This window comes from Kitasatospora sp. NPDC002551, assembly GCF_040296005.1.
GTDB lineage: Bacteria > Actinomycetota > Actinomycetes > Streptomycetales > Streptomycetaceae > Kitasatospora.
The window spans coordinates 259,467-280,710 of record NZ_JBEOWI010000002.1 but is presented as its reverse complement, the minus strand read 5'-3'; the positions used below and the strand labels follow the sequence as shown (position 1 = coordinate 280,710).

Below are 21,244 nucleotides of genomic sequence, written 5' to 3'. Positions count from 1 at the left end.
CGGGTGAGGTCCTTGATCCAGAACATCGCGCCACGGAGGCGGAGGCCGGCGAGGGAGCTTTCCGGGGTCCCGTCCTACCGGGTGGTGATGCCTCGCTGGTCGCTGCTGCGACGCGGCTTCCCGGCCAATGCGGCCTTCGCCGATCCGGACCACCTCGTGCGGACGGTCAGACGCGGCTTACGGAGGATCCCGCTGACCGTACCGGCTCGTTGATGCCCGGACGGGCGGGTGGCGGTTCCAACTGCCTGGAAAGGGCGATCTGGTTCGCGAGGAACCGAGCCGTGACCTGCATTCCCCTGCTCCGCTCCAGCGGACTTCCGTGCACCGCGCGAAGCAGTTGGCGCAGTGCCAGCAGGTCGTAGCGTCGGACGGTCTCGATGGCCGCGACCTCGACGAGGGTTTCGACGCGGGCCGCGAGCGGGATCGGGAGGGCGCACAGCTCCAGGGCGGTTTCCTTCCCCGGTGAGGACGGATCGGGCCAGGCGAGGTCGACGATCCGGCGGAGCGTCCCCGGGTCAGGCGCCGCCCCGCCGTGCGGATCGGATTCGGGCCACTCGTCCTGGCGACGGAGGAGTGTCGCGCAGAGCAGCGCATCGACGTAGGCGGGATGGTACGAGTGCTGGAACGCGTACGAGGCCCGGCCGGGGGCTCCCCGGTGCCGGTATTCGTCCGCGCGGAACGCGGGGCCGGGGAGAGAGCCCCCGCTGTTCAGTACCCGGGTTCTCAGCGCCCATCCGCAGCAGGCGAACGCGGACGCGCTTCCCGGCAGCACCGCGTCGGCGAGCAGCAGTTCGCCCAGCAGGTCGAAGTCACGGATCGCGACCGCGAAGCAGAGAGCGGATCCGATCGAGGACCTGAGCCGGTCCTCGTCGGCCCCGGGGATCCGGTCCGATCCGAAGTCGGTGGCGTACATGAGCGTGTGCGTCAGCGCGTAGCAGTCCTCCCGGGTGGTGTAGAGGCCGTCGTGGTCGGACGCGATGGCCGACGCCCCGGCCTGCCACGCCGGTGACACCTGGCCGAGCTGCTCGGAGGATCCGCCTCCGGCCTTCCGCTGGGCCCAGCGGAATTCGAGGCGACGGAAGGGAACGAGTTCCTCGGTTCCCGCGTGGCCGGTCGCGACCGCGTTGCGGACCAGTTCGTCCATGCCCTCGTCGGGGCGGCCCAGCGCGGAAAGGAAGTAGTGTCCCAGACCCAGGCTTGAAACCGCCCGGGGATGGCGGGCGATCGCACATCGGACGCGCGGGCTCCGGCACCTGCTCTCACAGAACTCCACGAGCCCGTCCCACACCGCACGATCCTGGCCTCCCCCGGCTCGGTCCACCACCAGCAGGAGCATCGAGGTCTCGATGGCGATCTTGTCCTCGGTGCGGACGATGGCGTCGGCCTCGTCCTTCCAGTGCTCTGAATAGTCGTCGATCAGCCGGAGGTTCCCGAGGGCGAACTCCAGTACTTCATTGATCCGGGTGCGCAGCTGGTCCGCCCGGGGCCTGTTCTCGGGCGGCGCCGTCAGGTGACTGTGGCGGCTGGCCATGGCGGCATACCTTCGCGGTGGATGATTCGTTCCGAGGCGCGCGGGGCGGTTGCAGGAGTCGAATTCAGGTACGAGCCCGGCCCCTGCGGCCCCGCGGCGGTTCCTACTTCTCAAGCGGGCGGACCACGATGCAGTAGTTGTTATTGCAGATCGTGTGCGCCGCGGCCTCCCTCTCGCTGCCGATGACCTCGGGCGACAACTGGCTCCGGAGGTTTTCCACCAGGCGGATGAGTTCGCTGCTCGACAGCTCGTCGGCGAGCTTCTCCAGGTTCACCGGGCGTTGTTCCATTGCTCTCACCTCCTTTCCACTACTGGAATAGCTGACCCAGGGACGGAGACTGCAGGAGCGCACTCACAATCTTCTCGATGAGTCGGGGCCGGTATTCCGGGCGCCGACCGAGATCGCGGACGAGGGATTCCGGGGGGAGCCCGCCGAGCAGGCCGCGGAGGATTTCGAGGAGAGGCTCGCAGGGCTCCATCCCGTCGGTCCGGGCGAGCAACTCCCCGACAGCTCCTGCCAGTCGGTCCACCGGATCGGTCCGGTACCTCTCGGCGAACGCTCCCAGTGCGCTCCGGCGGTCCAGGCCGTTCAGCGCGAGTGCGAGGACCAGGCGCGGCTCGGCAGCGGTCACCCGCCGGCGCAGTGCCATGAGGCGGTGGTCGCGCACCACTCTCGCGGCGACCCCCCGGAGTGACTTGCCCAGTCGTTCGTCCCGGTCCGCCAGCATGCCCGCCGCCTCTTCGGTGAAGGCGTCGCCGAGTTCCATCCGGCACGCCGTGAGCAGCACGGTGACCGCGGAGCCGAGATCGTCGAGGCAGAGGGCGGTTCGGACGGCTTCCCGCAGTCTGCCCTCGTCGGTCCGTCTCAGGAGGTGCAGCAACTGCAGGCGGCGGGTCAGCGAAGCGTCGTCGGCGAAGGAAGCGACCGACAGTGACGGCGGGTAGTAGTCGCACTGGGGCTGCGCGGACGGGTCGGACCTCGTCCGGACGACCAGTGTCGCCGAGGGCTCGTCGAGGTGGAAGAGGGCATGGGCGCCTCGGGCACCCGGAAGGACGGGGCGAACGTCGCCCACGGTGAGGACTTCGCTCCCTTGCCGGGTGGCGCTGCCGACGCGGAGCCGGCCGCAGACCCGCGTCCGCTCGTCGAAGCGCCACGTGCTGTGAAGGCTGGAGCCGCAGACGACCTGGAAGGCGCCCTGGAACGCGTGCTCGTGAATGGACGTCGTGGCGTCGAGCCCGTACAGCAGGCTGATGTGGAAGCGGCTCGTGCTGTAGAGCGTGAGCGGCGGCTGGCCGAAGAGTGCATCCAGATCAACCTGAACGGGGAACTCGGGCTCGACCGCGGCTCGGGAGGCCAGCTCCAGCGCGTCCGCCTCAGAGAGGAAGGCGCCTTCGGTCAGAAGCCTCGCGGAGATGTCACCGAACGCGTCTTCCGCATAGTCGTGTGCGCGCCACTCGGACGCGATGCTGTCACCCAGCAACTTGAAGGGCGCCCACAAGTCGTTTTGGTTCATGACTGACCGGCCTGTCCAGTCACTGAAGACCTGATGATGCGTCGATTCGATTACGTACAATCCTACTCGCCGATGCGGAAGGCGCATCTCGCGGGGCTGGATCCACAAGGTTGTACGCACGGTGACAGCTGTCGACGGGTACCGCGCCTCCCGCAAACGGCGCCGCGAATACGGAGCGTTCCTCGTGGGATCGGCCTGCTACAAGCCGGGGCAGCGGTGTGCCCAAGCCGCTGCCGGCGTTCATCGAGGCCAGATCCCACCAGGGCTCCACTCGCGTGCGAGCTGGAGGCGCGGGCCCAACGGACGACCGAACGAGGCCAATCGCCTATTCGGGATCCTCACGCAGGTTGCTGGAGGTGGAGGGCTTCTGCTTGTCCGGCTTCGGGGGCCACGCGTACGGGGGGAGCCTCCGGTGCAGGGGCCGTCCGGTCCCGCCGTCCTTCTCCTCGAACGAGGCGGCCCGGATGGTACCGAAGGACACCTCGCTGTCCCGCATCACGTCCACCCCTTCCACCCGGAAGGCGATCCATCCCGCGCCGGGCTGGGGCCCCGAGACCCAGGGGGTGACGACGCTGCGGACGTTGGTCTCGCCCGCCACGATGGTGCCGCGGTGGCCGTCAGGGTCGGTGATCTTCACGCCCGTGTCGGTGAAGGCGAGACGGCTCTTCGTACCGCTGGGGCCCTCGGCCCACTGCGTAGTCACACTGTTCAGGTCCGCCCTGTCGGCGGCGACGGCGCCCGACTCCTGGCCGCCGTCCCTGCGGATGCTGATGCCCGCCGACGGGAACTCGATCCAGCCCTTGCCCGCGGTGCGGTCGCCGGCCCATGTGGTGTTGACACCCTCGGCGTCGATGCGCTTGGCGACGACGGCGCCGAGTTCCGGACCAGGGCCATGATGGACGGTGATGCCGGCGTCGGGGAGTTCGATCCGGCCGGCGTTCGCGCCCCTCCCCCTGACCTGTTCGGTCCTCACCTCGTGGATGTCGGCGGTCCCGGCCAGGACCGCCCCCAGGGCGCCGTTGTCGTTGTCGACCCTCACGCCGCCCGTGGTGAAGGTGACCCGGCCCTGCTCGTCCGTTCCTTCGGCCCAAGGGGCACGCACGCCGCTCTCGAACTCGGGGATGCTCGCATGGACGGTGGTGGTGAGGAAGTACCCCTCCTGAACCTCTCCGTTGCCGTCGGTCGTCCCGGCTACGAGGGTGTAGGTGGTGCCCCGTGTCAGGGCGAGGGCGGGAGTGTGCCGGTGCGGCCCGAACGGTACGGGAACGGGACGCGCCGGCGGGTCGACGGGCTCCAAAGTCCCATCCGGATAACGGATCCAGTACTTGAGGCTGTCCGGACCGTCCCAGTACAGGACGACGTCATCGCCGGCGTCCACCAAGGCGACCTCCGCGCGGAGGTTCTGCGGGACCAGTGGCGTCTGCTTCACCAACGCGAGGTTGGTGACGAAGGGGTAGCGATTGATGGACGTGCCGCCATTGGCCGCCTTCTCGTTCATCCCGATGACAACCAGCCCTGCCTGGTCGGACACCGGGATGTTCTCCAGCTTCAGGACGAAGGACTCCTGTCCGGGCAGCCTCACCCGCTTCCCTGAGGTGAAGGCGAATCGGAAGCGGCCCCCGCTGTGCCAGACGAAGCTCGGCTCCGCACCTGACGGCTTGTCGTAGGTCCCGGTGACACTCGCCTTGATCGCCGACACGTTGTCCGTCAGGTCAGCGCTCCCGGTGCCGATCGGAATCAGCACGTCAATGTGCTCGATCTTCACCTCGGACAGGCTCGTGTTGGAGACGACCACATACACCGCCCCTACGGACGGCGCGCCGGGACGCGAGACTTGAAGCGGTGTCGGATCCGTGACGATCTCGTAGTGCAGCACGGAGGGCACGGGTATGGACTCCCTACCTTGGCTTTCACGGGATACGGGCAGAAGACGCGCGTTCACTCGGGCTGTTGCCGGGTGCCACCGAGGTCCTACGAAGGTCAAAAGTCCCGCTGGGGAATGCCAGCAGCCCCACCGACAGTAGGCAACCCCTGTTGTCCGAACCCTGCTGTCCCCGGGCTCTGTCCCGAATTGGCCCCTGCCTGACCAGAACCACGTAGCAGCACCATCGAGCCTTTGCGAAGGAAGGTGATCCAGGAACCACCCGCTCACTTACCAGCCCGTCCGCGCGATCCCGGAACCCGCCCCTGCTCCACCGGGTCGGTCCGCGCACCGGGCCGACCGACGCGGACGACGCGGTGCTCGACGCCTGGCTGCGGCACGCGCCCTGACAGGGCGTCGAGCACCACGGACGGCGGTCACTCGCAGGTGCTGCGCCAGTCGTTGGAGCTGCCCCGGTGGGCGTGCGCGGAGTCGCGCGGGGAGGACGCGCCGGCCTTGACCGCCTTCACGGTGCCCGTGTAGGCCCCGCCCTGCCAGATGCAGGCGGTGAGGCCGGAGGTGCCGTTGTTGAACCAGGACGCGTCGTGGTTCTCGATGGCCGCCGGCCAGGTGGCGTTGGCGTCCTTGAACTTGAACATGTGGCCCTGGTAGTCCGTCTGGTCCCAGACGCAGAGCCAGCCGCGCGGGCAGTCGGCCGTCCCGGCGGCGTGCGCGCCGGGGACCGGGCCGACCGCCAGCGCGGCGGCCATGACGGCGGTGGACAGGGCGGACAGGAGTGCGCGTCGCATGGTGACCCTCCTCGGATCGGTACTACTGATCACGGGGTTCCCCGGCACGGGCCGGGACCGGTGCCAACCAGGCTGTCCGCCCCGGGCGTTGGTCACCATCACCGCGCGAGCGTTGAACAATTGGTCATCAACGCTCGGTCGATCGACGAGCACTCGGCGCGACAGAGGGAGGCCGTGGGATGGGACGCCGTGAAGGGCCCCTCGCCCCGGACAGTGGACCGGTCGAGGCGTTCGCCGCAGCATTGCGGCAGGCGCGGGCGGCGGCCGGTTCGCCGACCTACCGCGCGATGGCGGCGCGGGCCAACTACTCCCCCTCCAGCCTGTCCTCGGCCGCGGCCGGACACCGCCTCGCCAGCTGGCCGGTGGTCGCGGGCTATCTGCGCGCCTGCGGGGTCACCGAGGTCGAGCCGTGGCGGGCCCGGTGGCGCGCGGTGGCCGGCGGCGCGGCGGCGGGCACCACCGCCGGCGCCCGCGCCGAGCGGCCCGCGGCGGCGGTGGGGCGGCTGCCCGGCGAGACGACCTCCTTCGTCGGCCGTCAACCCGAACTCGACGATGTCACCCGCCATTTACTCCGCTCCCGGCTGGTCGTGCTGACCGGGACCGGCGGGGTCGGCAAGAGCCGGCTGGCGCTGCGTGCGGCGGCACTCAACCGGGACTCCTATCCGGACGGCGTGTGGTGGATCGAGCTCGCGGACACCACCGATCCGCAGGTGCTCGCGCACACGCTGCTCCGCGCGCTCGGCGTTCCGTCCGACTCCACCGGGGCCCCCTCGGTCCGGCTCGTCGAGGCCCTCGCCGACCGCCGCGCGCTGCTCGTCCTGGACAACTGCGAGCACCTGGTGGACGCCTGCGCCCGCGCGGTCCGCACCCTGCTCGGCGGGACCTCCGCCGTCGCCGTCCTGGCCACCAGCCGGCAGTGCCTGGGCCTGCCGGAGGAGACGGTGGTACCGATCGGCCCGCTGTCGTTCCGTTCCGCCGGGTCCGTCGCCCCGTTCCCGGCCGACCGCGGTGACGGGCCGAGCCCGGCCGTGCGGCTGCTCGTCGACCGCGCCGAGACCGCCGCCCCCGGTCTCGGCTGGCCGCCCGAACAGCTGGCCCTCGCCGAGGAGGTCTGCGCCCAGCTCGAAGGGCTGCCGCTGGCCATCGAACTGGCCGCCCGCCGGCTGCGGGTGATGTCGCTGCACCAGCTCTCCCGCCGGCTCGGCGACCGGCACGCCCTGCTCAGCAACGGCGACCGCACCGTCCACCCCCGCCACCGCTCCCTGCAGGCGCTGCTGGACTGGAGCTACGAGCTGTGCGACCCCGCGGAACGGGCCCTGTGGTGCCGGCTGTCGGTCTTCGCCGGCGACGTCTCGCTGGAGGCCGCCGAGGAGATGGGCGCGGACGGCGCGGCGGACACCGGGGCCTCAGACAGCGGGGCCGCGGACGCCGGGGCGCTCGACGTCGTCACCGCGCTGGTCGAGCGCTCCGTCCTCACCTCTGACGGCGACCGGACGGCGGTGCGGCTGCGGATGCTGGAGAGCGTCCGCGAGTACGGCCTCGCCCGGCTGCGGGCCGCCGGCGCCGAGGACGCGGCCCGCGCCCGGCACCGCGCGTGGTACGCGCGCTTCGCCGAGCGCGTCGCCTCCGCCGCCCACGGGCCCGACCAGCGCACCGCGCTGGCCCGGACGCGCGCCGAATACCCGAACCTCCGCGCCGCGCTGTCCTCGGCGCTCACCCTGCCGGACGGCGGAGCCACCGCCCAGCGCATGGCCACCGCCCTGTGGTTCTACTGGCACACCGAGGCCGTCGACGAGGGCTGCCACTGGCTGGACGCCGCCCTCGCCCGCCGCGGCGGCCCGGCCGCGGTACGGGCCGAGGCGCTGTGGACCGGCGCCTACCTCGCCGCGATGTGCGGCGACAACGGCCGGGCCCTGCGCTACGCCGAACGCTCGCTGCGGCTCGTCGGCGACACGCCCGGCCCGGCGGCCGGGCCCCGGCTGGTGCAGGGCCTGGCCGCGCTCCGGAGCAGCCGGGCGGCCGACGCGCTACGGCTCTCCCAGCTCGCCGAACAGGGGTTCCTCGCCCGGGATGACGCCTTCGGCGTCCAGCAGGCGGTGTCGCAGGCCGCCATGGCCCACCTCCTCCTGGGCGACACCGGCCCCGCGCTCGCCACCTTCCGGCGGGCCGCGGCGGTGGCCCACGCGCACGGCGAGCAGTGGCACCTGTCGTACGTGCTCTGGGGAATCGGCATGGTCCGGCACGCCCAGGGGCGCACCGCGCAGGCGCTGGCCGGCTTCCGCCGCAGCCTGACGGTCAAGCGCCTCTTCCAGGACACCCGGGGCACCGCCACGGTCCTGGAGACCACGGCCTGGGTCCTCGCCGATCTCGGCAATCCCGAGGCGGCCGCCCACCTCGTCGGTGCCGCCGCCTCGATCTGGCCCGAACCCGGCCGCCGGCTCTTCGGCTTCGCGGACCTTCTCGCCGCCGGCGACCGCAACCACCACCGGCTCCGGGCCGTGCTCGGCCCCGACCGCCTGGCCCGGGCCCTCGCCCACGGCCGCACCCTCGACGCCGAGGGTGCCGTCGCGCTCGCCCTCGCCGCACCCGTGCCGGGCACCCCGCCGCCGGGGCCGGAGGACGACCGCCTCCCGGCCCCGGTGCGCGCCTAAGGGCGGCGGAGGCGCGCAGGCGCGGGAGGCCGGTCGCGGGCGGCGGGGACGGGCCGGGTCGACGGCCCGGCCGGTGCCTTGACCGGATCGGCCGCCCCGGGGGCGGCGCGCCGGACGACCGGCCGGAACGACGGTTTCCGGTCAGCGCGCCGGCGGGGCGGGGCGGGCGCGGCGGAACCGGTGGTGCCGGTGCGGCGGCGGGCGGGGCGGCCGGGGCGGGAGGCACCCGGAGGGGCGGCCTCCGGCCGTCGCGCGAAGGGCCGGGCGGCGCGTGCCGCGGGACTGTGCCGCCGTCCGGCACGCCCCTACGATGTGAGCGCCGTCGGGCCTGACCCCCGACCCCGTCACTGCCGGCCGACGCCGGGCAGCGCCGGTCCCCTCCCTGACGGACCGGCATTCCCCGTCGGCCCAAGCCCACCGGCTCACCCCGGCACGGGCGCACCGGCAGGGCGGGCAGCACCGCGCAGGCCGCCCGTGATCTCCTCACACCCAAGGGGTATGCCCATGCACGCCGGCACCGCCGTACCACCGGTCAGACCCGTCCCCGCCGGCCGCGCGCAGCGCGCCGTCCGGTCCCTGCTGCTCGTCCTCGCCATGCTGGCCGCCCTGGTGGGTGTCAGCCTCCCGGCGGCCGGCGCGGCGCACGCCGCCGTGCCCGACCGCTGGGGCTTCGCGTACCTCGACAACCCGACCCCGCCGCCGGGCTACGTCCCGGACACCACCCGCCAGTGGGGCAGTTGGCCCTCGCCGGCCGCCAACCCGGTGAAGGTGGACCAGATCGGCACCGGGTCCTACGTGGTGCACTTCCCGCTGATCGCCGGCCCCGGCGGCATCGCGCACGTGACGGCCGTCGGCCGCACCGGCAGCTGGTGCCAGGTCCGCGGCTGGTCGACCGCCGGCACCGGGCAGGACGTCTCGGTGGGCTGCCACCGGCCGGGCGGCGCTCCCGAGGACACCCGGTTCACCGTGCTCTACACCACCAGCAGCGGCGTGCCGTCCCCGGCCGTCGGCGGCTACGGCTACGTCTACGCGAACTCCACCGGCGCGGTGATCGGCCAGTACAACTCCGCCGGCGGCACCAACACCGTCGGCTACGGCGGCACCGGCACCTGGAAGGCCTGGCTGCCCGGCCTGGGCCAGCCGACGCCCGCCGGGAACATCGAGGTCACCGCCGTCGACGCGGTCAACGGCGCGCGCTGCAAGGTCGCCGAATGGGCGCCCTCCGCGGGCGGCCAGACCGTGGTCGTCACCTGCTTCAACGCGTTCGGCGCGCCGTACGACACCCGGTGGACGCTGAGCTACGCGGAGAAGCGGGCCGTGCACGGGGCTGCGCTGCCGCCGAAGTCCTACGGCTACCTGTGGTTCAACGGCGGCGTGCCGGCCGGGACCAACTTCAACTCCTCCGGCGGGGTCAACACGCTCGCCGGCTCCGTCCCCTACAACGTCAACCTGCCGAACATCGCCGTGCCCTCGGACACCGCGCAGGTCACCGCCTTCGGCGGCGGCCCGGACTACTGCGGCCTGGCCACGCCCTGGGCCCGCAGCGCCGGCACGGCGAACCTCTACCCGCTGTGCTTCAACGGCTCCTCCGGCTCGCCGGTCGCGTCCCGCTTCCTCACCGCGTACACCTCGGCGTTCTGATCCGCCGACGGAGGGGCCCGGACGCCGCGAGCGTCCGGGCCCCTCCGGGTTCCGGTGCGACGACGGACGGCGACGGACGGCGGCGCCGCGTCCCCGGCGGGGGCGCCTGGTACTCCGTCAGGTGGTGCGGCGTCCCCCGCCGGTGTCCGATTGGTCCGGATGCCACCGTGCGGGTGCGGCGGGGCGGCGCTGCGGCCACGTTGAGGAGATGGACATCGTCGTCGTACTGGAACCTGACACACCGACCAGCATCCGGCTCCTCGGAGCCGACCACCGACCCGCCGAGCCCGAGATCCCGGTGCGCCGGGCGCACACGGCTCCCACGGAGGCCTCGGGGGCCTGCGGTCCCCGCACCCTGTGCGGTCTGGACACCTCCGACATGACCCTCGCGCCGCACCACTCCGACTATCCCGACCGACCACTCCTGCGACCGCACTGGCACACCTGCAGCATCTGCCGCAACGCCGGACAGGGCGTCATCCCCGGCCCGCCCGGCGCCGCTACCGCCGGCACGCTCCCGGGGGAGGACCCGGCCGGGTGAACCACCGGCGCCGGCCCCCGGCCGTGCCACGGCCCGTCCCGCGCCCGTCCCCGGCCCGTTCACGGCCCGTTCACGGCCGGGGCGGGGACCGCCGGGGCGGGGACGGCCGGGTGGGGCCGGGCGGGCACCGTAGGCTGACCGGATGACAACTGACCGCAAGACCGCGCTCGCCGCGGTGGTCCTGGCCGGGCTCCTGCTCGGGACGGCCGCCTGCTCGTCGTCCGGAGGCGGCGCCGCCCCGTCCGGCGGTGCGGCGCTCTCCTTCGCCGAGCTGAAGTCGACGGTGCAGGGTCTCGGTCCGCAGCCCTCCTGCCCGTTCGGCCTGGACCTGGCCGGCGCGCTGAAGGCGGCCGGGATCGAGCGCGGCGTCACCCCGGCCGGGGGAACGGACGGGCCGGTGCGGGCGGAGGTCGTCCCGTCCGAGGACGCCCGGCCGCTCCCGGCCGGCAGCGCGCCCGGCCGGACTCCGGCCACGCTGCCCGCGCGACCGGAGAGCGTCCAGGTGTGGTGCTCCTACACCGCCGGAACGACCCCGGTGGAGATCGGGGTGCTCGCCGCCCCGGCCGAGGGGGTCGCGGTCAACCTGGCCCTGCCCTACATCCAGCGGGCCGGCGCTCTCTCGGCCGACCAGCTGGTCACCGTCTCGCGCGACCAGCCCTCCCCCGGCCGGGCCGGCACCACTCCCGGGCGCGGGTCGGTCGGCATCGCCCGGCTCCCGGTCGCGGACAAGGGCGATCTGGCCCTGCTGGTCAGCCAGGGCACCGAGGCGGCCTCCCCGGACGCGGCGCTCACCGGGGAGCCGCTGCGCGCCCTGGCCGAGAAGCTCGCCGCGCAGCTGCACGTCTGACCGCCGGGGGCCGGCCGGCCCGCGCACGCCCCCCTGGCGGACCGCCTCCACCGGGGCGTGGGCGTCCTCAGGACCGGGCCGGGTCGGTCCGCTGGGCGGGCACGCTCGCGGCCCGGTCGTGCTGCAGGGCCCGCAGGTCGGCGAACATCCCCGGTTCGGCGGCCAGCCGATCGAAGGTGCCCTCCTGGATCACCCGGCCGTGGTCGAGCACCACGATCCGGTGCGCCACCCTGGTGTTCTCCAGGTTGTGGGTGACCAGCACCGTCGCGCAGTCCCGGGCGACCCGCGCGAGACCGGTGAAGATCCGGTGCTCGGCCCGCGGGTCCATCGCGCTGGTCGGCTCGTCGAGGATCAGCAGCGTGCCGGAGCGCGACCGGTGGAAGGCGGCCGCGGTGACCACCCGCTGCCACTGCCCCTCGCTGATCTCGGCGCCGCCCCAGAACTCCTTGGCCAGCAGGGTGTCCAGGCCGCCCGCCAGTTCGGCGACCACCTCGTCCGCGCCGGTGGCCGCGGCGGCCTCCAGCACGGCCGCGTCGCCGGGCTCGTGCGGCTGGCCCAGGGTGATGTTCTGCCGCACGGTGAGCGGCCAGTGCGCGAAGTCCTGCTGCACCAGGGCGGTCTGGCGCCACAGCAGGTCCGGGTCGAGGTCGCGGGTGGCGACGCCGTCCCAGGTCACCGTTCCGGTGTCGGGCAGGGTGAGGCCGCACAGCAGCTTCATCAGGGTGGACTTCGCCGCCCCGTTGACCCCGACCACGGCGACGATCTCGCCCCGGCGGACCCGGAAGTCCACGCCCTTGAGGGCGACCCGGTCCGATCCCGGGTAGCTGAAGGTGACGCCCCGTGCCTCGATCACCGACGTGCCGGCCGGCGGGGCGAGGGTGCCGCGGTCCAGGCGCTGGGCGCGGGCCATCGTGATGAACGTCTGCCAGTCCCCGACGTAGAGTCCGGTGCGGTGGACGGCGGCGCTGTAGTCGGCGGCGGCGTGCAGGTCGGAGGCGGCGGCGCGCAGCGCGATGACCGCCGTGCCGGCCGAGGCCAGGGTGACCCGGCCGTCCGCGAGCAGCCACGCGAGGCCGCCCCAGACCAGGCACGCGCCCACACCGGAGGCGACCGCCCCGTACAGGGCGAGCACGGCGCCGCGTCGGGCGGCCGCGTCGGTGGCGTCGGTGACCTTGGCGGCGGCCCGGCCGTAGATCCGCAGCAGGAACGGCGCGATGGTGTTCGAACGGACCTCGGCGGCCAGCCGGCGGTCGCACAGGAACCAGCGCAGCACGTTGGCCGCGCGGGTCGCGCCGAAGGTGGCCATCATCGCCCGGTAGAAGGCGTTGGCGGCGGCCGTGCGCGCCAGGGCCTGCGGGATCACCGCGAGGACGAGCAGCGGGAGCAGCGCGGGGTGGATGGTGGCGATCACGATCCCGGCCGCGGCGAGGCCGGCGGTGTGGCCGATGACGTCGCGGGCCTGGGAGAGCAGGTCCCGGGTGGCGCTCGCGCCTCGGTCGCCGGCGTCCCAGGCGGCCTGGAAGCGGGGGTTGTCGTAGGCGGTCAGCTCGGCGTGGGTGGCGGCGTCGATCAGTTCCAGCTCGGCGGCCCGGGCGATCTTCGGCCCGATCCGCTCGGCGGCCCACTCGCCGGTGATGCGCAGCAGGGCGGAGGTGCCGGCCATGGCGGCGAGGAAGGCCACGGACGGGAGCGAGCGGGTCAGGCGCTCGGCGATGGAGCCGGTACCGGCGACCAGGTGGGTGATCATGCCGGTGGTGGCCAGCAGACCGCAGGCCTGCGCGGTGGCGGAGGCCGCCGCACAGGTGAGGAGGACGACCAGGGCGGGGCGGTCGGCACGGCGGCCGAGGCTCAGGGCGAGGGCGAGCAGGCGGGGCAGGGCGCGGGCGGTGGCCCGCAGGGTGGTCTTGCTGCCGTCGATGATCTCGGCGTCGCTGCCCGGGGGCTGCCACTCCATCATCACGGCGTCGTCGGCGTCGTGCGATCCGTCGGCTCCGGTGGATCTGCCGGTGGTGGGGGCGGGAGAGCTCAAGCGGGGGCCTCCTCGAACGCGTGGCACGGAAACGATCGGCCCGTGGCCGGGCCGGGCGACCAGGGGCCTCTCCTTCGGGTCACGCCAGGCGGGCGCCGAAAGTGAGGCCCTACCGGGCGAAGTCCTCCAGGACGGCGCGGGCCGCGTTGTGGCCCGGGATGCCGCTGACGCCACCGCCGCGGACCGCGCCCGCGCCGCACAGCAGGACGTTCGGGTGCGCCGTCGCCACGCCCCAGCGGGCGGCGGCGCCCTCCGGCTGATGCGTCGCGTAGGGGAACGCCAGGTCGCGGTGGAAGATGTGGCCGCCCGGCAGGCCGAGTTCCCGCTCCAGGTCGGGCGGGGTCTTCGCCTCCACACAGGGCCGCCCGTCGGCGTCGGTGGCCAGGCAGTCGGCGATCGGCTCGGCCAGCGCCTCGTCGAGCCGGGCCAGGCTCGCCGCCAGGGCGCGTTCCCTGGCGGCCGGGTCGGCGAACAGCCGGGCGGGCATGTGCAGGCCGAACAGGGTGAGGGTCTGCCGCCCCTGCCGGACGGCCTCGGGCCCCAGGATCGACGGGTCGGTGAGGGAGTGGCAGTAGATCTCCGACGGCGGCGCCGAGGGGATCCGGCCGGCCGCCGCCTCGGTGTACGCGGTCTCCAGCTGGCGGTAGCCCTCGGCGATGTGGAAGGTGCCGGCGAACGCCTCGCGCGGGTCGGCGGCGGGGTCCCGCAGGCGCGGCAGCCGGCGCAGCACCATGTTGACCTTGAGCTGGGCGCCTTCCGGCGCGGGCCCGGGGTCCTCGCCCAGCAGCCGGGCCAGGGTCGCCGGGGCGGCGTTGACCAGGACCCGGCGGGCGGCCGCGGTCGCCTCGCCGTCCCGGTGGCGGTAGGTCACCTCGGCTTCGCCGGCGCCGTCGGTGGCCACGGCGGTGACCTCGCAGCCGGTGCGCAGTTCGGCGCCGGCCGCCCGGGCGGCGTCCGCGAGGGCGTCGGTCACCGCGCCCATGCCGCCGACGGGGACGTCCCAGTCGCCGGTGCCGTTGCCGATCACGTGGTAGAGGAAGCAGCGGTTCTGCCGCAGCGACGGGTCGTGGGCGTGGGTGAAGGTGCCGATCAGCGCGTCGGTCAGGACCACGCCGCGCACCAGGTCGTCGGCGAAGGTCTCCTCGATCGTCTCGCCCAGTGGCCGCTCGAACAGGGCCGCCCAGGCCGCGTCGTCGCCGACCCGCCGGCGCAGTTCCGCCCGGGTGGGCAGTGGTTCGGTGAGCGTCGGGAAGACCCGTTCGGCGAGGCTTCCGGTCATCGCGTAGAAGCGCCGCCAGGCCTCCCACTCGCGGTCCGCGCCGGTCAGCGCCCGGAAGGACGCCCGGGTGCGGCCGGCGTCGGCCGCGTCCACCAGCAGTCCGGTGGGCTTCCCGGCGCGGACGGCCGGGGTGTACGAGGCGATCCGGCGCCGCCGCAGTTCCAGGCGCAGCCCGAGCTCGCGCACCACGGTGCGCGGCAGCAGGCTCACCAGGTACGCGTAGCGCGACAGCCGGGCGTCCACGCCGGTGAACGCCGGCGCCGACACCGCCGCGCCGCCGACCCGCGGGAGCCGTTCGAGCAGCAGCACCCGGTACCCGGCGCGGGCCAGGTACGCCGCCGCCACCAGGCCGTTGTGGCCGCCGCCGACGATCACGGCGTCGTGCCGGGAGGACGAGTTCGCCATGCCCGGCACGCTACGGCACCCGGGCGGCCCGGGGAACACGGCGCCCGGGGGACGCGGAGGCGCGCGGGCGGGCGGCGGGGCGGACCCGGGGGCGGTCAGGCCCCGGTGGACGGGTCGTGGGAGAGCCGGACGTCGACGGTGTGCTCGGAGCGGACCAGGCGCAGCATGGGGCAGCGCGCGTCCGCGGTGGCCAGCAGGTCCGCCAGGGCCTGCGGGGAGGCCGGGCCGCGCAGTTCGACCTCCGCGGTCAGGTCGTACGGCACGGCGGGCGCCTCGGTCGGCACGCCGAAGAACCGGGCGTCGTTGTTGCGGGCGTTCACCCGGACCTCGACCCGGTCCAGCGGGACGTCCTCCAGTGCCGCGACACACAGGATCGTGTGCGTCAGGCAGGTGCTGACCACCGCGCAGAACAGCTCCGGCGAGGTCGGGCCGAGGCCGAACCCGCCGATGTCGGGGCCGCCGTCGCCGAGGAACGACCAGTCCCCGACCCGGACCTTGCGGACCCCGGTGGCGTCGTCGGCCACGCAGACCGCGCCGACCTCCTCCTCCCAGTCCGCGCTCTTCGGCCGGCGCCGGGCGGCGTCGCGCATGGCCGCGCCCTTGTCGCGCAGGTGCTCGGCCAGTCCCGGCCGGGGTATCGCTGGTTGCTGCGTCATGGCCCGTAGCGTACGGGGCGCGCCCGGCTCAGGAGCCGGTGGTGGCGGCTTCCAGGGTGGTGGCCATCACGGGGCTGGTGAAGGTGTTCGTCGCGTCGCCCGTGGAGAGGTGGTAGGAGCCCCACTTCAGGTAGTTGCGGTCGCCGTCCCAGGTGGTGCCCTTGAAGGTGCCGGAGCCGGTGGTGAAGGTCTGCTTCACGCCGTCGAACCAGAAGTCGATGGTGCCGTCGGTGCGGCCGAGGCGGATCTTCAGCGCGTAGGAGTGCCACTGGTTGTTGGCGGTCGGCGCGGTCCACAGCGTGTGCGCGACGTGGTCGGTGTCCCACTCCTGGAGGCGGATGCGTCCGCTCGTCGCGTCGATCTCGATCGGGTGGTTGGCCGTGCCGGTGCTCGGCGAACACTTCAGCTGGAAGACGTAGCGGCTGTTGCTGTCCTTGATGTCCACCTTGGACGACCAGCCGAGGTAGAAGGTGTCCCCCTGCTTGAGGTCGGGGCCGAGCGTCTCGCAGCGCTCCTCGCCCGCGGCCTGGTAGGCCCGCCAGACGCTGCCCTTGACGGCGTCCTTGACGACGCCGAAGTCGCCCGCGGCGCACTGGACGGCGGTGAAGGAGGACGGGCCCTTGCTGGTGCTCGGGGTCCACAGGACGGTGCCGGCGGCGGCGGAGCTGCCGGCGGTGGCCGCGACGCAGGAGAGCGCGAGCGCGGTCACGCCCACGAGGCCGACGGCGGTCTGGCGGTGCTGGGACGGAACGGACATGTCTCTCCCGGTGGGCGCGTGGTGGACGGGGACGCCGTCCGGGCCGGGCCCGGACGCAGGAACCGATTCGACCACCTGACATCCCGTCAGGCCAAGCGGGCCGGCCGGAGGCGGCCCTTTCGGGCAGTTCCTCCGGCCGGCCCGTTCGGTGCGGCGCCGCGGGGCGGCTACGGGGTGGGCCGCTGCGCCCCGCCCGGCTCCCCGGAGTCCTCGGCGTCCGTGTCGTAGGAGGAGGTGCCGGCGTCCAGCAGCGGCTCCTGCGTCTTGAGGTGCGCGGGGGCCAGCGCCCGCAGTACGTGGTAGCCGGTGATGACGACCAGGGTGCCCAGCGCGATGCCGCTGAGGCTGAAGGTGTCGGTGAACGTGAGGGTGACGTTGCCGATGCCGATGATGATGCCCGCGGCGGCCGGCACCAGGTTCAGCGGGTTGCGCAGGTCCACGCCGGACTTGATCCAGATCTGCGCGCCGAGCAGGCCGATCATGCCGTACAGGATGACGGTGATGCCGCCGAGCACGCCGCCGGGGATCGCGGCCACCACCGCGCCGAACTTCGGGCAGATGCCGAACAGCAGCGCGAAGCCGGCCGCGGCCCAGTAGGCGGCGGTGGAGTAGACGCGGGTGGCGGCCATGACGCCGATGTTCTCGGAGTAGGTGGTGTTCGGCGGGCCGCCGAGCGCGGTGGAGAGCATGGAGCCGACGCCGTCCGCGGAGATCGCGGTGCCGAGCCTGTCGTCGAGGTTGTCGCCGGTCATCTCCCCCACGGCCTTGACGTGCCCGGCGTTCTCGGCGACGAGCGCGATCACCACGGGCAGCGCGACCAGGATCGCGGACCACTGGAAGGAGGGGCCGTGGAAGTCCGGCAGGCCGATCCAGTCCGCCTTGCCGACGCCCGACAGGTCGAGGCGCCAGTGGTCGGTGATCTGCCCGCTGCCGTCCGCCGCGTGGATCTTGCCGAAGACCCGGTCGAACAGCCAGGAGATCCCGTAGCCGAAGAGCAGGCCGAGGAAGATCGCCACCCGCGACCAGAAGCCGCGCAGGCAGACCACGGCCAGGCCGGTGAACAGCATGACCAGCAGCGCCGTCCACTGGTCCTGCGGCCAGTAGGTCGTGGCGGTGACGGGTGCGAGGTTGAAGCCGATCAGCATGACGACGGCGCCGGTGACGATCGGCGGCATCGCGGCGTGGATGATCCGCGCGCCGAACCGCTGGACCGCCAGGCCCACCAGGAACAGCGCCGCGCCCACCACGAACACCGCGCCGGTGACGGTCGCGCTGGTGCCGCCCTGCGCCCGGATCACCGCGGCCACGCCGACGAAGGAGAGCGAGCAGCCGAGGTAGCTGGGCACCCGGCCGCGGGTGGCCAGCAGGAAGATGACGGTCGCGACGCCGGACATCATGATCGCCAGGTTGGGGTCCAGCCCCATCAGCACCGGCGCCACGAAACTCGCGCCGAACATGGCCACCACGTGCTGGGCGCCGAGCCCTGCCGTCCGGGGCCAGGAGAGCCGTTCGTCGGGGCGGACGACCGCTCCCGGTGCGGGCGTGCGCCCGTCACCGTGCAGCTTCCAGCGCACGCCGAGATCCATGTGGGGGTTCGCTTTCTCTGTACTTCCGGGGGACTGACCGCACCATTCTCCCGGTCACCCGGCCGTACGGAGGCCACCACCCCCCTGCTGACCTGCGCGCTCGCCCGATGCGCCGGTCCCGGGGGCCGCGGTGGGCCGGCGGGCGCGCAGCAGGGCGGCGCCGAGCGGGAGGGGGGTGCGGTCGACGAGGGCGAGGCCGGCGTCGGCGAACAGGGCGGCGTAGTGGCCGGCTTCGCGTTCACGGCCGCCGACGTTGCACATCATGTGGAGGTCCCAGGCGGTGGCCAGGGAGGGGGAGCCGTCCGCGGGCAGCAGGCGTTCGAGGACGAGCAGGTCGGCGTGGGCGGGCATCGCCCGGGCGCAGTGGCGCAGGATCTCGCGGCAGCGGTCGTCGTCCCAGTCGTGCAGCACCCGGGAGAGCAGGTAGACGTCGCCGCCCCCGGGAACGTCGGCGAAGTCGCCGGCGCGGTAGCCGCAGCGGTCGGCGCAGCCCGCCCGCGCCATGGTGCGGCGGGCGGCCTCCACGGCGTGCGGGCGTTCCAGCAGGACGCCGCGCAGCCGCGGGTGGGCGGTGAGGACGCGGGCGAGGAGTTCGCCGTTGCCGCCGGCGACGTCGACGACGGTGGCGCCCGCCGGCGACCGGGCCGCGGCGGTGAGGACCGGGTGGTCGGGGACGGGGTCGAACATCCGGGCGCTCGCCGCCATGGAGCGGTCGAAGAGGTCGGCGAGTTCGGGGTCGCGGGCGAAGTGGTCGAAGTGGTTCTCGCCGAACAGGTGGTCGAAGGCGGCCTCGCCGGTCCGCAGGGTGTGGTCCAGCTCGCCGAAGGAGCGGTAGAAGGGGCCGCCGTACAGCAGGGCCAGCGGGCGCATCGAGCCCGGGGCGTCCTCGCGCAGCAGGTCGCCGACCGCGGTGAGGCGGTGGCCGTCGCCCTCGGGGGCGACGACGCCGAGCATCGCGAGGTAGCGCAGCAGGGTGGCCAGAGCGCGGGAATGGGTGCCGGTGCGGCGGGCGAGGGCGTCGGTGGGGACGGCCTCGGCCGTGGACAGGGCCTCGGGCAGGCGCAGCCGGGCGCAGGCGGCGAGGGCCTGGGTGGTCCAGGCACCGGTCAGCAGGTGCAGGAGGGTCTCGGCCGGCGGGCGGGCGGTGACGGCCGGACGGGCGGCAGTGGTGGCAGTGGTGGCGGTGGCGGCAGTGGCTTCAGTGGCGGCCAGGTGGGCGGTGAGGACGGCGCGGTGCTCGCCCGGCGCGCACAGCTCCAGGCGCCGGTAGCCGGCCCGGGCGGCGGCGGGGGCGGTGAAGTAGAGGACGGTGACGTCCTCGTGCGGGTTGTGGCCGCCGCCGTCGGGGCCCGCGCCGTGCTCGGCGAGCAGGGTGCACAGGCCGCGCAGGAGCAGCGGTTCCGGGTCGGCGACCTCGAAGGCGATGTGTGCTTCGTGCTGGTGGGCGCGTTCGTGGTCGGCGAGCGCCTGCAGGTCGGAGCCCGGCGGCACCGTCAGCGCGAACACCTCGACCGTGCGGGCGGTGCCGTCCGGGCCGTGGGCGGCGGGGCGCAGGATGGTGACGTCGAGCGCCTCCGCCGCGCGGTGGTGGCGCTCGGCCAGCCGCCGGCGGACGACGGTGCTGGGGCCGGACGGGGTGTCGGCGGCCAGGCCGCAGGCGGCCAGCTCCGCGCGCAGCGCCCGCGCGTCGGGCGGGAAGACCAGCAGCGCGGCGTGGGCGAAGCCCAGGTGGCGGGTGAGGGTGCGCAGTGCGGCGTCGTCGAGGTCGGGCAGGAGCAGGGGGAGCAGGGTGGCGGCGTCGTGGCGGCGGACGAAGTCGGCCGTCGCGCGCAGGCGGAACGTGTCGTCCTCGGTGGTCATCGTGGTGCGTCCTCGGTGCGGGTGTCGGGGGTGCCGGAAGGTTCAGAGGCCGACGTAGTGCTCGGCGAACCAGTCCTGCTGGGTGCGCGAGGTGCGCAGGGTGTTCAGGCGGGCGCGGCGCAGGCCCTCGTCGAAGGACGACGGGCCGCCGTGCGGGGTGGGCACGGCGTGCAGCAGCCGGACCATCCAGTGGGAGAACTCCTGGGCGCGCCAGATGTACTCCAGGCAGCGGTCCGAGTAGCCGGCCAGGGCGCGGCCGTCGCCGTGCGCGAGGTCGCCGACGAGGGCTGCGGCGAGCAGCTCCGCCTCCAGCACCGCGAGGTTGGCGCCCTTGGCGGCCGAGGGCGTGACGAGGCCGGCGGCGTCGCCCGCGAGCAGGAGCGCGCCGTGGCGCAGCGGTTCGACGACATCGCACTCCAGGTCGACGACGGTCCGCTGGACGATGCTCCCCCGGTGCAGCGGGCCGTGGTCGGCCGCGCGCATCCGGACGTCGAGTTCGTGCCAGATGTGCTCCTCGGACCAGGCCTCGGGCGGGGTGCCGCGCTCGCACTGCAGGTAGTAGCGGGTCATCTGCGGGGTGCGGGCCATGTGGCCGGCGAAGCCGCGCTCGTGCGCGGCGTAGCCGACGGCGTCCAGGCTGGGCGGCGCCTCGGCGATCAGGCCGAGCCAGGACAGGCCGTGGTCGTGGCGGTGGACGACGGCGCCGGGCGGCAGCGAGCGGCGGGCGGCGCCGTGCCGGCCGTCGCAGCCGGCGACGTAGCGGGCCCGCCAGCGGACCGGGCGTCCGTCGGGCCCGGTGGCCTCGACGGCCGGGCGCCCGCCGTCGGTGTGGAGCACCCGGTGGGCCTCGGTGGCGAAGTGCAGCCTCCCGCCGGCGGCCTCGAAGGCGGCGAGCAGGTCGGCGACGAGGTACTGCTGCGGGTAGACGGTGTGGCGCTCGCCGCGGCCGAGGTGCGCGTAGTCGAGGCGGAAGCGGCCGTCGGCGGTGCGGAACTCGCAGGTGGAGTGGGGTTGGCCACGGCGGTGCAGGCCGTCGGCGAGACCGTGGCGGTCCAGGACGCGGACGGTGTTCTCGGCGAGGAAGCCGGCCCGGGCGCGGGCGTGCAGGTGCGCGCGGTCGGCGCGTTCCAGGACGACGCAGTCGATGCCGGCCCGGTGCAGGAGGTTGCCGAGGACGAGCCCCGCCGGACCGGCGCCGAGGATCACCACCTCGGCCGATTCTTCGACCATGTCCGCTCCCCCGTTGCTGGTGCGACGTCGCCGTTCTGACGGTCACT

The 21,244-nt window shown here is 74.1% G+C and carries 16 protein-coding genes; 4 read left to right on the top strand and 12 right to left on the bottom strand.

Translation table 11 applies throughout. From position 1 onward, the window contains the following. Positions 1-166 precede the first annotated feature (166 nt). The 5 genes from ABT093_RS03610 to ABT093_RS03590 form a co-directional block, all read right to left on the bottom strand. Positions 167-1,531, bottom strand: a complete 1,365-nt coding sequence (locus tag ABT093_RS03610) for a DUF6895 family protein (protein ID WP_350559892.1) — start codon at positions 1,529-1,531, stop codon at positions 167-169. A gap of 103 nt (positions 1,532-1,634) precedes the next feature. Then, positions 1,635-1,820 carry a hypothetical protein gene (locus ABT093_RS03605; protein ID WP_350559889.1) on the bottom strand — a complete coding sequence of 62 codons (186 nt, stop codon included), beginning with the start codon at positions 1,818-1,820 and terminating at the stop codon, positions 1,635-1,637. Between the two features lie 19 nt (positions 1,821-1,839). Continuing rightward, a complete protein-coding gene (locus tag ABT093_RS03600; protein ID WP_350559886.1) occupies positions 1,840-3,045 on the bottom strand; it encodes a hypothetical protein in 1,206 nt (401 codons plus the stop codon). Between the two features lie 325 nt (positions 3,046-3,370). Beyond that, on the bottom strand, positions 3,371-4,930 hold the full coding sequence (locus ABT093_RS03595; protein ID WP_350559883.1) for a hypothetical protein: 1,560 nt from the start codon (positions 4,928-4,930) through the stop codon (positions 3,371-3,373). A 413-nt stretch (positions 4,931-5,343) separates the two neighbouring features. Further along, positions 5,344-5,715, bottom strand: a complete 372-nt coding sequence (locus ABT093_RS03590) for a peptidase inhibitor family I36 protein (RefSeq protein ID WP_350559880.1) — start codon at positions 5,713-5,715, stop codon at positions 5,344-5,346. Positions 5,716-5,894: 179 nt separating this feature from the next. Here ABT093_RS03590 and ABT093_RS03585 point away from each other — a divergent pair, with 179 nt between their 5' ends. From ABT093_RS03585 to ABT093_RS03570, 4 genes are all read left to right on the top strand, one after another. Then, positions 5,895-8,366 (top strand): ATP-binding protein, encoded by a 2,472-nt coding sequence (locus ABT093_RS03585; RefSeq protein WP_350559877.1) that lies wholly within the window; start codon positions 5,895-5,897, stop codon positions 8,364-8,366. A gap of 498 nt (positions 8,367-8,864) precedes the next feature. Beyond that, positions 8,865-10,007 carry a hypothetical protein gene (locus ABT093_RS03580; RefSeq protein WP_350559874.1) on the top strand — a complete coding sequence of 381 codons (1,143 nt, stop codon included), beginning with the start codon at positions 8,865-8,867 and terminating at the stop codon, positions 10,005-10,007. Between the two features lie 208 nt (positions 10,008-10,215). Beyond that, positions 10,216-10,548, top strand: coding sequence for a hypothetical protein (locus tag ABT093_RS03575; protein WP_350559871.1), 333 nt, complete (start codon positions 10,216-10,218; stop codon positions 10,546-10,548). 142 nt (positions 10,549-10,690) lie between these two features. Continuing rightward, the gene (locus ABT093_RS03570; protein ID WP_350559868.1) at positions 10,691-11,395 is read left to right on the top strand and encodes a hypothetical protein; all 705 of its coding nucleotides are present in this window, start codon (positions 10,691-10,693) and stop codon (positions 11,393-11,395) included. 67 nt (positions 11,396-11,462) lie between these two features. Here the strand turns inward: ABT093_RS03570 and ABT093_RS03565 are convergent, their stop codons facing one another. The 7 genes from ABT093_RS03565 to ABT093_RS03535 all read right to left on the bottom strand — a co-directional run bounded on the left by ABT093_RS03565 (position 11,463) and on the right by ABT093_RS03535 (position 21,197). After that, positions 11,463-13,424 carry an ATP-binding cassette domain-containing protein gene (locus tag ABT093_RS03565; RefSeq protein ID WP_350559865.1) on the bottom strand — a complete coding sequence of 654 codons (1,962 nt, stop codon included), beginning with the start codon at positions 13,422-13,424 and terminating at the stop codon, positions 11,463-11,465. Between the two features lie 109 nt (positions 13,425-13,533). After that, complete coding sequence (locus ABT093_RS03560; protein WP_350559862.1) at positions 13,534-15,108, bottom strand: phytoene desaturase family protein; 1,575 nt, start codon at positions 15,106-15,108, stop codon at positions 13,534-13,536. A 95-nt stretch (positions 15,109-15,203) separates the two neighbouring features. After that, positions 15,204-15,764, bottom strand: a complete 561-nt coding sequence (locus ABT093_RS03555; protein WP_350559859.1) for an OsmC family protein — start codon at positions 15,762-15,764, stop codon at positions 15,204-15,206. A 28-nt stretch (positions 15,765-15,792) separates the two neighbouring features. Then, positions 15,793-16,521 (bottom strand): polysaccharide lyase family protein, encoded by a 729-nt coding sequence (locus ABT093_RS03550; protein WP_350559856.1) that lies wholly within the window; start codon positions 16,519-16,521, stop codon positions 15,793-15,795. 167 nt (positions 16,522-16,688) lie between these two features. Beyond that, positions 16,689-18,107, bottom strand: a complete 1,419-nt coding sequence (locus ABT093_RS03545; RefSeq protein WP_350559853.1) for a uracil-xanthine permease family protein — start codon at positions 18,105-18,107, stop codon at positions 16,689-16,691. Between the two features lie 54 nt (positions 18,108-18,161). Then, the gene (locus ABT093_RS03540; protein WP_350559850.1) at positions 18,162-19,967 is read right to left on the bottom strand and encodes a methyltransferase; all 1,806 of its coding nucleotides are present in this window, start codon (positions 19,965-19,967) and stop codon (positions 18,162-18,164) included. Between the two features lie 42 nt (positions 19,968-20,009). Next, entirely contained in the window at positions 20,010-21,197 is a 1,188-nt protein-coding gene (locus ABT093_RS03535; protein ID WP_350559847.1) for a 4-hydroxybenzoate 3-monooxygenase, read from the bottom strand. Between the last annotated feature and the right edge of the window lie 47 nt (positions 21,198-21,244).